This is a genomic window from Candidatus Enterovibrio escicola (genome assembly GCF_002464935.1).
GTDB lineage: Bacteria > Pseudomonadota > Gammaproteobacteria > Enterobacterales > Vibrionaceae > Enterovibrio > Enterovibrio escicola.
The window spans coordinates 14,020-28,154 of the sequence record NZ_NBYY01000029.1; the positions used below are offsets into that span (position 1 = coordinate 14,020).

The 14,135-nt window shown below is 39.9% G+C and carries 7 protein-coding genes and 4 pseudogenes; 8 read left to right on the forward strand and 3 right to left on the reverse strand.

The annotated features are described in order from the left end of the window. Both BTN49_RS09625 and fbp read left to right on the forward strand, forming a co-directional pair. Positions 1-2,725, forward strand: a pseudogene (locus BTN49_RS09625) (Tn3 family transposase). Positions 2,726-3,317: 592 nt separating this feature from the next. Further along, the gene (gene fbp, locus BTN49_RS09630; RefSeq protein WP_097357009.1) at positions 3,318-4,334 is read left to right on the forward strand and encodes a class 1 fructose-bisphosphatase; all 1,017 of its coding nucleotides are present in this window, start codon (positions 3,318-3,320) and stop codon (positions 4,332-4,334) included. A gap of 159 nt (positions 4,335-4,493) precedes the next feature. Here the strand turns inward: fbp and BTN49_RS09635 are convergent. Then, a pseudogene (locus tag BTN49_RS09635) lies at positions 4,494-5,187 on the reverse strand (IS1 family transposase). Positions 5,188-5,257: 70 nt separating this feature from the next. Here BTN49_RS09635 and BTN49_RS09640 point away from each other — a divergent pair. Next, entirely contained in the window at positions 5,258-5,485 is a 228-nt protein-coding gene (locus BTN49_RS09640) for a transposase (protein ID WP_263363890.1), read from the forward strand. A gap of 73 nt (positions 5,486-5,558) precedes the next feature. Here the strand turns inward: BTN49_RS09640 and BTN49_RS16085 are convergent. Both BTN49_RS16085 and ydiJ read right to left on the reverse strand, forming a co-directional pair. Further along, a pseudogene (locus BTN49_RS16085) lies at positions 5,559-6,379 on the reverse strand (IS982 family transposase). Positions 6,380-6,541: 162 nt separating this feature from the next. Then, positions 6,542-9,595 (reverse strand): D-2-hydroxyglutarate dehydrogenase YdiJ, encoded by a 3,054-nt coding sequence (gene ydiJ, locus BTN49_RS09650; RefSeq protein WP_097357011.1) that lies wholly within the window; start codon positions 9,593-9,595, stop codon positions 6,542-6,544. 634 nt (positions 9,596-10,229) lie between these two features. Between ydiJ and BTN49_RS16095 the strand changes: the two genes are divergently transcribed. From BTN49_RS16095 to BTN49_RS21145, 5 genes and pseudogenes are all read left to right on the forward strand, one after another. Continuing rightward, positions 10,230-10,508, forward strand: coding sequence for a hypothetical protein (locus BTN49_RS16095; RefSeq protein ID WP_199399521.1), 279 nt, complete (start codon positions 10,230-10,232; stop codon positions 10,506-10,508). A gap of 46 nt (positions 10,509-10,554) precedes the next feature. After that, complete coding sequence (locus tag BTN49_RS21140) at positions 10,555-10,695, forward strand: transposase (RefSeq protein WP_394336673.1); 141 nt, start codon at positions 10,555-10,557, stop codon at positions 10,693-10,695. Positions 10,696-11,434: 739 nt separating this feature from the next. Next, a complete protein-coding gene (locus BTN49_RS18240) occupies positions 11,435-11,557 on the forward strand; it encodes a hypothetical protein (RefSeq protein WP_394336674.1) in 123 nt (40 codons plus the stop codon). 736 nt (positions 11,558-12,293) lie between these two features. Next, positions 12,294-12,686 (forward strand): type II secretion system pilot lipoprotein GspS-beta, encoded by a 393-nt coding sequence (gene gspS2 / locus BTN49_RS09665; protein ID WP_097357013.1) that lies wholly within the window; start codon positions 12,294-12,296, stop codon positions 12,684-12,686. A 546-nt stretch (positions 12,687-13,232) separates the two neighbouring features. Beyond that, positions 13,233-14,055, forward strand: a pseudogene (locus BTN49_RS21145) (IS982 family transposase). Positions 14,056-14,135: the final 80 nt, after the last annotated feature.

Sequence of the window (14,135 nt, forward strand, 5' to 3'; positions counted from 1 at the left end):
ATTTGTGCAACGCGCAAACAACCATTGTTAACTCAACTAGAGCGTGAGGAGCTAAAAAGTATTCCGGGCGATGAATCAACGCTAATTCGGTTAACGTCATTCACACAGAAAGAAAAAGATCTCATCGATAAACGACGAGGTGATGCAAACAAACTTGGGTTTGCCCTTCAGCTTTGTTATCTCGATTACACTGGTGCAGTAATCGAAGTTGGTGTAATGCCTAACGCAAATTTAGTTACGATGGTGGCCAAGAATCTTAAGATCGATGTGAGTAAGTGGCACGATTACAGTGAACGACCAACGACTCGATGGGAGCACTTTAAGGAATTATATGAATTTTTCGATTTAACTCCATTTACAACAGTTCTCCGAGAAAGAGTGACTGAATACTTAACAGAGCTAGCAACTCGAACTGATAAAGGCATAGAACTGGCTAGAGACATGGTTATTTGGCTTTGCCAAGAGGGAGTTTTGGTTTCCTCGATTTCGGTCATTGAGCGTGTTTGTATTAAATCATTAACTGCTGGACGCAAGCGGGTTTATTCGACACTTACAAATGCACTGACTAAAAATCAAAAAACAGCATTAAACAGTTTATTAGATCATCATGATAAAACTCATACTTCGACATTAGTCTGGCTGCGCCAACCTCCATTGAAGGCAAATACAAAATATATCTTATTACACATAGAACGACTTTCCGTCGTTGAAGGTCTTGATTTGCCTGATGGCTTAGGCCGACTTATACATCAAAATCGATTGTTAAAAATCTCCCGTGAGGGAGGGAAGATGACGACTAAGGATTTGTCAAAATTCGAATCGAACAGACGCTATGCCACGTTAGCTGCAATTGCAGTTGAGGCTCGCGCAACCCTGATAGATCAGATAGTAGATTTACATGATCGCTTTATTAACCAGATTTTCAATAAAGCAAAACGAACGCAAACAGAGAAGCTACAGCAGTCGTCAAAAGATATTCATCACCAGCTCAATCAGTTCCAGAAAATAGGGCAAGCGCTGATCACGGCTAAACGGGAAGGGATGAACCCATTTGATGCAATAGAAAATGTAATGCCCTGGAGCCAGTTTGAAAATAGCGTTGGCAAGGCCACACAACTTACTACTAGCAACAACTATGATGTTTTGCACTTTGTAGCCGACGGCTATCAAACATTACGGCGCTATACACCGGCCATGTTGAATATTCTCAATTTAAAGGCGGCACCATCAGCCTCTGATTTGCTGCAAGCAATAAAAACAATACAGCAGATGAATAATGGAAACACACGTAGTGTGCCGAGCAATGCCCCGTTAAAATTTATTCTTAAACGCTGGAAACCGTTGGTATTAACCAACGGTCTTATCGACAGACACTACTATGAAATATGCGCGTTAACTCAATTGAAAGCCGCATTACGATCAGGGGATATTTACATTACCGGTTCGCGTCAATTCAAGGACTTTGATGATTATATGATGCCTTTAGCAGAATATCGTAATCTGGAAAAGAACCGCTCCTTACCTGTTAGTATTGATCCTCGATGCGAGAGCTATCTTGAGGAGCGATTATTGACACTCAACAAAAACTTAGGAACTGTCAATGACTTAGCTTCTAAGGGCGAATTACCGGATGCCTCAATCTCTGAAAGTGGTTTGCGGGTCTCATCGCTCAAACGCCTTGTTCCGTATGAGACCGAACTTCTAGCTTCAAAGATTGTAGGGCTTTTGCCACACATTAAAATCACTAACTTGTTGGCAGAGGTTGACCAGTAGACAGGCTTTACGAAGCAGTTTAACCACTTAAAAACAGGCAAAGAAGCGCCCGACAGAACATCGCTACTGACTACGGTTTTAGCAGATACTATTAACTTAGGTTTAAGAAAAATATCTGAGGCCTGCCCTGGCACCACTTATTCTAAGCTAGCTTGGCTTCAAGCCTAGTATGTCAGAGATGAAACGTAACTATGTTCAAAATATTAGCACTGCAATACGTGATTCTACCCACGTGTTAGACAGGCTTCTCTATCATGAGTCTGAACTCAGAATAGAGGAACACTATACCGATACGGCTGAGTTTACTGATCATGTGTTTGCGCTAACCCATTTACTTGGCTTTCGCTTTGCCCCAAGGATAAGAGATCTAAATGATAAGCGGCTATTTGTTTCAGCCTCGATTTTAAAGGATCTTCCAGCATTGTCTTCAATGATAGGTCAGAAACTCAACATTAAACTCATCGAAGACTATTGGGATAACATATTAAGGCTTGCCTCATCAATTAGACAGGGATCTGTGACCGCGTCTCTAATCTTGCGCAAGCTAGGAAGTTACCCGAGGCAAAACGGTCTAGCACTCACGCTAAGGGAGTTTGGGCGGCTTGAGCGTACGTTATTCATGCTGGAGTGGATTCAAAGTCCGAAGCTCAGACGACGAGTCCAAGTGGGTTTAAACAAAGGTGAAGCTCGTAATGCGCTTGCACGTGCCGTTTTCTTTAACCAACTGGGTGAAATTAGAGACCGTAGTTTTGAGCAACAGCGCTACCGCGCCAGCGGCTTAAATCTAGTCACAGCGGCAATTGTTCTTTGGAATACAATCTACTTGGAAAAAGCAGTAGAAACCCTTAGAAAACAAGGTATAGAGGTTGATGACAAGCTTCTTCAGCATATATCGCCCTTGGTCTGGGAGTACATTGCATTAACTGGAGAGTACCGTTGGCCAAGCCCTTAGCGTAGGATAATTTACTAATTCCCTGTCTACCCATATAAACACCCCAAAGCTCGTCAACGGTTTCCGATACAGGCTTTTTATCATCATATCCAGCTTAACTCCATGATGCTCTGATTGTAGAAATTATGATTAGTTCAAATATTTGACAACCGCACCGATCAACATTGACATCACAACCCCTACCTTTAAGGTGAAGTTGGTTCGTCAATATCGCCTTGCTATCCATAGATGGGAACTGAATTTCTACAATATTTGTATTCACCACGTGTTATCAGCCTTGAAAAATGACGGTGGTGCGATTTACAGTACACGTCAATGACAGTTCCAAACTCGTATAAATAACTTCGTTACAAATAAAAGGTTCTACATTATAAACGCTATAATAAGCTTATTAAGTTCATTTCATATCTTCTTGTTCCAATGTTATTGGAGGACTTCATTCATCACCCGTACCTTATGGATGCAATGTCTGTGATACAAAGAATCAGCCAACGAATTCTGGTAAAATGTCAGTTTATCACTTGCGACATATACCTATGGATTTCAATCATTTTACCCAAGTATATAGTTCTCCACATTAAAAGGTTCTTAAATGTATAATATACGAACACTTGGCGAATTTATCATTGAAAAGCAGCAAGACTACCCACATGCCAGTGGCGAACTAAGCTCACTGTTGTCATCGATTAGACTAGCAGCAAAAATCGTCAATAAAGCAGTCAACAAAGCAGGTCTCGTCAATATTGCGGGCGCTTTTGGCAGCGAAAACATACAAGGCGAACAACAACAAAAACTTGACGTTTATGCTAACGAGAAATTTAAATCTGCCATGGCCGCACGTGATCAAGTTTGTGGTGTAGCAAGTGAAGAAGAAAATGATGTGGTAGATTTCGAGAAAGCGCTTGGCCGAAACGCAAAATACGTGATTTTGATGGATCCCCTTGATGGGTCTTCCAACATTGACGTGAATGTCTCTGTCGGAACCATCTTCTCCATATATCATCGGATATCACCAATCGGAAAACCTACTACGATTGAAGACTTTCTCCAGCTAGGCAACAAACAAATCGCAGCAGGGTACATCATCTATGGATCATCCACCATGTTAGTATACACTACCGGAAATGGAGTGCATGGTTTTACCTACGACCCCTCAATTGGCGTATTCTGTTTGTCACATGAAAGCATTATTATCCCACAAAATGGCAATATTTACTCTATCAACGAAGGAAACTACATCAAGTTTCCGTTAGGCGTGAAAAAATACCTCAAATACTGTCAAAAATATGTGCCAGACGAAAATAGACCCTACATCTCACGCTATATTGGTTCATTGGTGTCTGATTTCCACCGAAATATGCTTAAAGGGGGTATTTACTTATACCCAAGCACCGCCGTGTACCCAAACGGGAAATTACGTCTTCTCTATGAGTGTAATCCGATGTCTTTCATTATTGAACAAGCGGGAGGGACTGCTTCAGACGGTAGGCAACGCATCCTAGATATCCAACCGACAGAACTCCATCAACGCGTTCCTTTTTTTGTTGGTTCCCCCAACATGGTGGATAAAGTAGAAACGTTTCTCAAGCAATTTCCAGATCAGGAGTAACTAATTGACTGTGTTGTCTCATCTAGAGATTGGGAAGCTATACCTCATAGGTGGTATATAATCATGGTACTTTTTCACCTGTCACTTAACCGCAATCTGCAACTCCAATAATTTTGGATATAAGCAATCGGATCCTGTACTCAATGAATTGATTATGATTTAAAGGTAATACTCACGTTCAATGAATATACCGATCACTTTGTTGTGCATTTTCGTTGATTTTGAGTATCCAATCGTTTTTCGGTTGAGTCCTTTCAAGCGTGTACAGAGGGTTGATTTTTCCTCTCAATGTGTTGTGTATAGAGCTTGCTAACGAATGTATGTATTCTCGGGAGAGATATCATATACATTGAAACCGTCCGTACACCGAAATGCAACATTGAATATAGATAACCAATTGAAAAATAAATAGAATATCTTTCTTCTAAGACACCAAAATTCGTGAGCAATTATTTTTTAAATTGAGGCTCCCAAGCATACAAAAGCCAGCGAGGGATATTTTTGTTACCTACGAAAGACCGTTACTCATCTACTTCGCAGATACGCACCACTTCCTGTACATCAAGAGGGAATGTGATTACACAGCTTTGTGTAAGTTTTTTAAAACTCTGACAACCCCATTAATGCTAATGTGTAGCACTCGAGAGGAGTGACTAATACCAGAATTATTCATAGAAAGTTCAACAATTTATTCTTTTAGCCCCGCCTGACAAGTCATGTATGTATCTTCAAGCTGGAAGATTAGGTAATAGGCTTGGAAAAGATAACGTTAGTGTCTATCAAGGCCGATACCCTGGCTTTAAACCGTTTTTGTTTGCGGGCATAAACGACTTTTAACGTCAACGGTAGTTATAATAATCACCCTGAAAAAGCATATCTTTTTACACGAAGAAAAACCTATTGAATACATAACCACTTTTTGGATAAACATCGCTGCCATGAAGGCATGGCATTGTTTAAAGCATAACGGTCATAGTGACCGTGGGTTTATACTTTCGGACACCTCGATTGAAACGGCACTGATGGTGAAAGGTATTTTTAAGCTTCAACTTCATGGATTAAAAGGCTTTTCTAATTCGATTTTGACGTTGATGAATGTCCCGCTGAAATTCCCTACATCACTTGCATTAGTAAGTGTATGGAGACTGTAAAAGTTAAGTAACCTCAGATCTGCATAAGAGATTGCTTATCAAACCTAGTCATTTTGATACTCGGCCTCTTTGGTTAAAATGAATACGCGATGAACCCCGCCCGCAAATTAGCCATAAATCTGATACAACTACGGTGCCTAGAATGCTCGATTTGGGATGTATTTTTTAGTAGGTCAAAAACGGTTTCAATAATAAATCGTTTCCGGAGCATCAAGTGGTTCCAAAGTTTCATTACTTTGGGTTTCATGTTTTTTACACCCATTATAAGTATCACTCCCTTGTCTGCAAGTTCCCGCTCCAATGGATCAGAGATATAACCTTTGTCTCCGTATAAACACTCCAAATGCTCGTCAACCATTTCCGACACAGGCTTTCTATCATTCACGTTAGTCTTCGTCACTTTGACTGAAATAATGCTACCTTGGTCATTGACAATAAGGTGTAAATTTAAGCCGTAGAATTACCCCATCGTTCCTTTTCCTCTCTTCGAGGTACCTTTAAAAACATGATGTCTGAAAATGCATAGGTTGTGGTAAAGCTGTAGCTTAGATGAATCAACGAAGGCAATCCCTGTTGGCCTTGCCTGACGGTGAGTGAGGTAAGAGCAAAACGGAACCAGACCACCTTGCATGAGCTTAAATATTTTCGTGTAGCTGACTAATTCAGGAAATTAATGGTGAGACAAAAGCAAACAAAGTAGATGTAATAGGTTTTAAAGTCTCAATATCCTGATTGAGGGAAAGCTATCACTATCATCATCATTTCGCTCACGGAGAGGCGAGAAGGTTTATTTTTTTATTTGAAACCGGAAGAAAGGATGTATTTTTCCCATGCAGGGAGGAAAGTTTGGCAGAAGGCGTTAATATCGACAAAAATAGCGTCTAAGTTATTCATGCCAAGTCCTCATTCAATCGATAGTTTTTTAAACGATCAGATCGTGAGTTTAGCATTTAGTTCATTTCTTATATGCAGCTCAGGTTAATCTAACTATTGATATATAACAAGGAAATTTAAAGTTCTATTTTGCTTAAATTAATACCTCCCATTCCATGGAATTTATACTAGTTCTAATAAGATCTGAACCGGATGCCGTAGATCTTTTTGTTCTATCCGATTGACTTGACTTCGACACGAATACCCCGTCGCCATACAACGCGAATGGGGTAGTAATTTCAGCCTAGGTTTCCAACTTAATCCATAAATTCCTTTTGAGTTTTCTACTTTATCAGATTCATGACCAAAGGTACCTGCCATACCACAGCAACCTACAGTGATGACCTCTAGTTTTCCACCAAAGTGTTTGAATATCTTACCCCACTCAGCTTCAGCATTTGGTAACCTAGTTTTTTCTGTACAATGCGAAAAAAGATACCACACGTCAGTATCTACACTTTTCTTTTTTGGGTGATGTTGTATTTCACCCAGCAACCATTCATGGGCTGTTAATACCTGAAAATTACCGCGTTTATCACCAAGTATTTCATTATATTCATCGCGATAGCAAAGAACTAATGCAGGATCAACTCCTATTATGGGTACACCTAGATCAGCTACTTGGTTAAGAAATTTTGAGGTATTTAATGCTGTATTAGTGAATTTTTTTAAGAAACCTTTGATGTGTTGCGCTTTACCGTTCGGTTTGAATGGCAACAATAGTGGTTTCTTACCCAGTTTTTCAATCAAACTAATAAGATCAAGAATCAAAGGAGATTCATAAAAACTGGTGAAAGGATCCTGCATGATCAATACATATCGTTCTCGCTCTAATTCACTAAACGTTTGCAACCACAGGAGGTTAAACGTAGTGGCATTGTGTCCACACAATGATTCCATCAGAGTTGGTACAGACAAGGAAGGCGTATCAACATACCCTACCATCTTTTTAGTGACTACTTTGACCCATTCTGATTGAGTCATAGCATTAATGAGTACTGGCACTTTTGCCATCCAAGGTAACAAGGTTTCGATATTTGCAACCAAATAGTCTTTAGCAGGTCGCTGATAGCGACTATAGTAAAGATTAATAAAACGTGAACGAAAGCTTGGCACATCTACTTTGATTGGACATTGTGTCGCACAGGCCTTACACGCCAAACACCCATTCATGGCTTCCATAACTTCATGGGAAAAATCGTATTCTCCCTTTTTCGCCAACCAAGTATTCTTAAACCTAGGAAATATCTGAAAGAGTGACGATCCTTTTCCCATAATTTCCTTTTCAAGAGCTATCGGATCGAAATCTAGGTCGGACAATAAACGTAGCCATTCACGGACAATATCCGATCGACCCTTTGGCGAATGGCGTCGGTCGTAGCTGATCTTCATCGAAGGACACATAGGCGAACTTGTATCGTAGTCAAAACACAAACCATTGCCGTTACATTCCATCACTTGGCTGAAGCTGTTACGAGTAGCAATCGGGATTTGCCGGTCGAACGTACCTCTTTTTTCCCCGTCCACCTTTACCAATTCATCATTGCTACCGAATGGCGTACAAATTTTTCCAGGATTCATGCGGTTTTCTGGATCGAATGCTGCTTTTACTTTTCGAAGTTCATCGAAAAGCACTTCACCAAAAAATGCTCGGCCGTATTCAGAGCGGAAACCTTTTCCATGTTCACCCCACATCAATCCACCATATTTTGCCACCAATACAACTACACTGTCCGATAATTTCCTCATTAGATGCTCTTGATCGGGATCGCATAGATCCAATGCAGGACGAACATGAAGCACCCCCGCATCCACATGACCAAACATGCCATAATCCAGATTATGGCTATCAAGCAGTGCACGAAACTCAACGATATAGTCAGCCAGTTTTTCTGGAGGTACGCACGTGTCTTCCGTAAATGCAACAGGCCTCGCTGCCCCTCTAGTAGCACCAAGGAGACCGACGGCTTTTTTACGCATCCCATAGAGACAATTGATATAGGTTATATCATCGCAGACCTGATAACCAATAACACCCTGATCTTCAGTGGCCAATAAGGTATCTAAACGTTCGCATAGTGACTCGACTTGTGCAGAGACTGCCACGGCATCATCACCAGCAAACTCCACCAAATTGATGCCCTGCATATCTTTATCCGGCACATCAGTGAGAAGATATTTTACAGTATTCCAAACGATATCTTTACGAGCTAAATGCAAGACTCTGGAATCAATAGTTTCAATAGAAAGTGCGTTTGCTTCAACCAGTACAGTCGCATTTCTTAATGCAGAGTCAAAGCTATTGTATTTGATATTAACTAAAGTACGGACCTTTGGAATGGGCGTAATATTCAGCTTAGCTTCAGCAATAAAACCTAATGATCCTTCTGCACCACAAAGCACCCGTGCTATATCAAAAGTTTCTTGCTCTGGGTTATAAGCATTCTTAAGATCATAACCCGTCAGGAAACGATTGAGTTGAGGAAACTTATCTTCGATCTCCACACGTTTGTTACGACAAATATTAGCAACAGTTTTAAGCGCAATTCCCGCATAATCATTTCTTTCTAAGACATTAATATCGTCATAACTTAGCGTTTCTGTATCCAACTCTGAACCATCAGCAAGCACTGCTTTCAGTGACAAAACATGGTCAGACGTTTTTCCGTAACGTAATGAGCCTTGTCCTGATGCGTCGGTGCTGATCATACCCCCCACTGTAGCACGGTTACTGGTGGAGAGATCAGGTGAGAAAAAGAAACCGTACGGATGAAGTGCTTCATTCAGAGCATCTTTCACAACACCAGCTTGAACTCGTACCCACGCCCCGTCTGGATTAATTTCCAATACTTTTCGCATGTGGCGAGACACGTCCACCACAAGGTATTGCGTAAGTGATTGACCGTTTGTGCCTGTACCACCGCCCCTAGCAGCAAAACGAATAGTGATAAATCTACTATCTAGTGATACTTTTCCAAGCAGAGCCAAATCTTGTGTTGAGGTGGGGAAGACCACAGCTTGTGGCAAAAGTTGGTAAACAGAGTTATCCGTTGCAACAGCAAGTCGACTGGCATAACAGGTTTCAATATCTCCGTGAAAACCTCTTTCCCTAATTGTGTCTAAATATAGCACCGCTATTGGATCAAGCGTATGTCTATGGGTGAGTGCTGGTAACATCGTATTCCCTATCCCAGAAATTTCACTCTATATCCAATAAGTTAAAAAACCCTCCGTTCATATTGGCTACTAGTTAGTCCTAGTGTCCACTACTACAGGTATCATATTTTTTAACTGGAGTTGTCACCATAAAGATATAGTTCTTCTACACAGAAGAACATCTTATTGAACACAGGTTCAACAGTCTACTATTTATACCCCTCTTACTTGATGTTGCAGTTTCCTTAACTGCGATTCTAATTATTTTTGAAGTACAAGTCGATGTACTAATATTTCTAATTCTACTTCAACCAAAGAACAATGCAAAGTGGGTATCCTTACCAAACAGGGATAAAAATATCTAAAATAGAACTTTCCTGCTTTAATAACGCCAGTTCATTGCAACAAGACAATCACCCTATATAACTAAATAACCTGAGCTGCGCATAAGAAATAAAATAAATGCCAGAGTCGCGATCTGATTATTTGAAATAACCTATTGACTGCACAAGGATTTGTGCATGAATAACTTAGACGCCATTTTGGCGATATCGACGACTTCTGCCAAACCTTCCTTCCTGCATGGAAAAAATACTTAATTTCTTCAGGTATCAAACAAACACACAAGCTTTCTCGCCTCTCAGTTAGCGAAATGATGACTATAGTGATAGCTTTCCATCAATCAGGATATCAAGACTTCAAAACCTATTACATCTACTTTGTTTATCGCTACCTCACCAACAAATTTCCTGAATTAGTTAGTTACACGAGGATGTTAAAACTCATGAAATATGTCCTAGTTCCGCTTTTTTCTTACCTCACTCACCGTCAGGTGAGGCCGATAGGGATTGCCTTTGTTTATTCATCTAAACTACAGGTTTATCACACTTTACATATTCCACTGCATCTCGGGTTTGAGGAGATGGTTAAATGAAGTAAAGGTAACAACAAATGTTGATGACACAGAACCCCTACCTAATATGACCGATAATCTCTGGGGATCACTCTATGGAGATAAGGAGTATATATCTAGCTTCCTTAAACAAACACTTTCCGAGAAAGGGATTAGTCTCATCACTAATAAACGGAAGAACATGGAACCAAAGGTGATGAAGTTTTAGGATCGTCTTATATTAAGAAAATGATTTATCATCGAGTCAGTCTTTATCCGACTAAAAATATATCCCAAATAAAGCACTTTCAGCACCAAAGTTGGGTGAGATTTATGATCAACCTTATTACTAGAGTCATTACTTATACGTTTCCCTCCAACAAAGCTTAACCTTAAAATTACTCGGTTCTTAAAAGCAGCACTGATACAAAACTGAGGTTAATTATAGAGGAGGACAATGGTGGAAATCACTTTCCCAATTATACCTTAGATGGGGGAATGACTCCCAAGACACTTATCAATATAACGAATATATATAACTCGGTACAAAATAAAGGGATGTATTAGACTTTTTATTGACAACTGCCTATGACGGAATAAAAACGTTAGAGAACCAGAACCTCAACGGAGGTTTCCATTCCTGAGATAGGCAGAATTAGCAATTTGGGAAGTGACTAAGTTAATCCCTGAGTATCAGGGAGGTTCGTAGTGGAAACACGTTTAAAGCAAAGCAGCTTAGATTTAATACCTTTGAAATTTATTCATGCCTTTTATCTGTTCAAGCGTGCTAAATATATCACAGATAGGGACATACCTTAAGCCCCACCACATATAGTTTCTGGGAGGAAGAATCTCATTATAAATGAAGCTGTAAAGGCGGTGAAAGAGGATAAACTGGCAGAGTGTAAAAGGACAAAGGTTATAATAAACGCTCATTAGCAGAGACAGTACTGTTTTGCTATACACAGTTGCTCAGCCCTAAACTCACTCTTCGTAATTACAATGATCAAGTTAGTGAAGAGCTGGCAAATGTGAAAGTGATGAACAAAGTTTTAAGACTCGGTATACCTGTTCGCCAGCAGATAAATTAAGACTGTAAAAAAGATCGTGATCAGTACGTTATAGGCCTGATTTAATCAACAACGCCCATTTAATACAGTGCTTATGTGTAGCTCAGGTTACTTTAGTCATTCCGCCAGATAAAAAACGTTGAAATTCCTTACCTTAAAGGTGGCACACCCAATGTGGGTAAGATTGTCATCTTTAACTTTTCAGAAAAATGCTTGTCGACTCAAGCTTGTAAATAAGCAATAAATATATTCTTATACTATATATCATCTAACTTCGCATACAATACTCAAGGGAGCACCAGCAATATACCCTACGACCTGGAGGGTTCAGCTAAGCGACAAGTGCAGATGAGTCCTATGACCATGGAAAAGTCCCGTGGTCAACCACGACGTAGATGAAAGTAGAAGAGGTGCGGATAACCAAGAGGGCAAACAAGAATGTATTACGTCAAATTTCTACAAGATTTCGAGAAAAGTTTTCCATTACGCATGCAAGTGAGAGAAAATACTTCGCAAAATTTCGTAATCTCAACACTGAAGTATGCTCAGTGGTTCAGACAACCCCTGCCATCAATAGTGAACACTTTGGCAATGGGGTGAGGCTTAGCACCGGATTATTAAATTTAACAGCCACAAAGACCTAGCTGATTCCTACCTGTATATCGATATACGCATGTTTATAAAAACATAATCGATAACCCGTTTAGAAAAGTGCTGCAAGGCCGTGGCTAGCCTAAAAGACGTAAAGGATCTTCTGATGCAACTAATTTCAACTATGGGACGAATAATGCTTGCTAGCTTACTGGTAGTCCTAATTTCGGCATGTTCCAGTACATCTTACGAAGAAAAATCCAAAATATTTGCAGCAGAGCGCGCTGCCATGCTCAGTAGAATAGTGCCCGTTGATATGAATGGTTACAATCTAGTTCGTGTAAAAGCAGAGGGGAGCAACATTGAACTCACTCTGCTTTACACTGGGGGTATCGATGTCGTGCCTATTGTTCTTGTTAAGAATATTAAAAAGACGTACTGCTCTGATACTGAAGTAGTGTCTTTGATGGAAAAAGGTGTTGGCTATAAACTCATTTTTCGTGACATGCGTGGGCGACCAGTACTTGAGAACCTAATCAGCTACCAAGATTGTGAATAATAAAATAATGAAAGGCTAGTTACATATATAATAAGTAAGTTATGTGTATAACTGCTTGGATCTAAATAATAACTGCGGTACTTATGATCTAGCGTAAAAGATGAAGTAAAATACCGACAGGGGTACGCTCTTCTCTCCAAGAGAACAACTAGTACTTCCCTCAATTATCAATAGGTAATCTCTAGAAGAGATACAAAATTTCAGTCATTTTGGAACGGAGAATCTAAATTTATGATATCGCAAAGACAATCAGATTCCATTGTTCTTTAGTTTACTGATAGATGAAGAGGTACCGTAATAACGGTACTTCTTACCCTGAAATTCCTCAAGATCTATCGGCGAATAATCGCAAGTGAGCAAGAAAACATAAAATACTAATAGCTCAAGGAGCTTTCGTTTATTTGCTACTCTAAAAGAAAAGGATTGGAACTACTAGCTAATATCGCACGTACTAACTAACCTAAGCTGCGCATAAGAAATGAACTAAATGCCTAAGTCGCGATCTGATCGTTTGAAATAAACTATTGACTGCACAAGGACTTGGGTATGAATAACTTAGACGCTGTTGTCGTCGATGTCGACGACTTCTGCCAGACTTTCCTCCCTGCATGGAGAACAATGCCTAATTTTTCTGGTATCAAACAAAGAAACAAGCCTTCTCATCTCTCAGTTAGCGAAGTGATGACTATAGTGATAGCTTTCCATCAATCTGGATATCGAGACTTAAAAAACCTATTACATCCACTTTTTTTGTCACTACTTCACCAACAAGTTTTCTGAATTAGTTAGCTACACGAGGATGTTCAAGCTCATGCAAGATATTCTAGTTCCGCTTTGCTTTTACCTCACTCACCGTCAAGCAAGGTCGACAGGGATTGCCTTTGTTCATTCGTCTAAGCTATAGGTTTGTCACAACCTATGCATTCTCAGACATCAGGTTTTTAAAGGTAACGCGAAGTGAGGAAAAGAAATGATGGGGTGGTTTTATGGTTTCAAATTACACCTTATTATCAATAACCACGGTGGCATTCTCTAAGTCAAAGTGATAACGGTTAACGTAGATGATAGAAAGCCTATATCGGAAATGGTTGACGAGCTTTGGGGTGTTTATACGGATATAAAGATTATATATCTGATCCATTGGAGCGGGAACTTGCAGATAAGGGAGTAACACTGATAACAGATGTAAAAAAACATGAAACCCAAAGTGATGAAACTTTGGAACCGCTTGATGCTCCGAAAACTATTTATTATTGAAACCGTTTTTAACCAACTAAAAAACATATCCCAAATCGAGCATTCTCGGCACCGTAGTTGTATCAACTATATGGTCAACTTGCTAACGGGGCTTATCACGTATTCATTTTAACCAAAGAAGCCGAGTATCCAAATAACTAAGTTTGATAAGCAAGTGCTTATGCAGATCTGAGGTTAACTAATGTAGGAGCG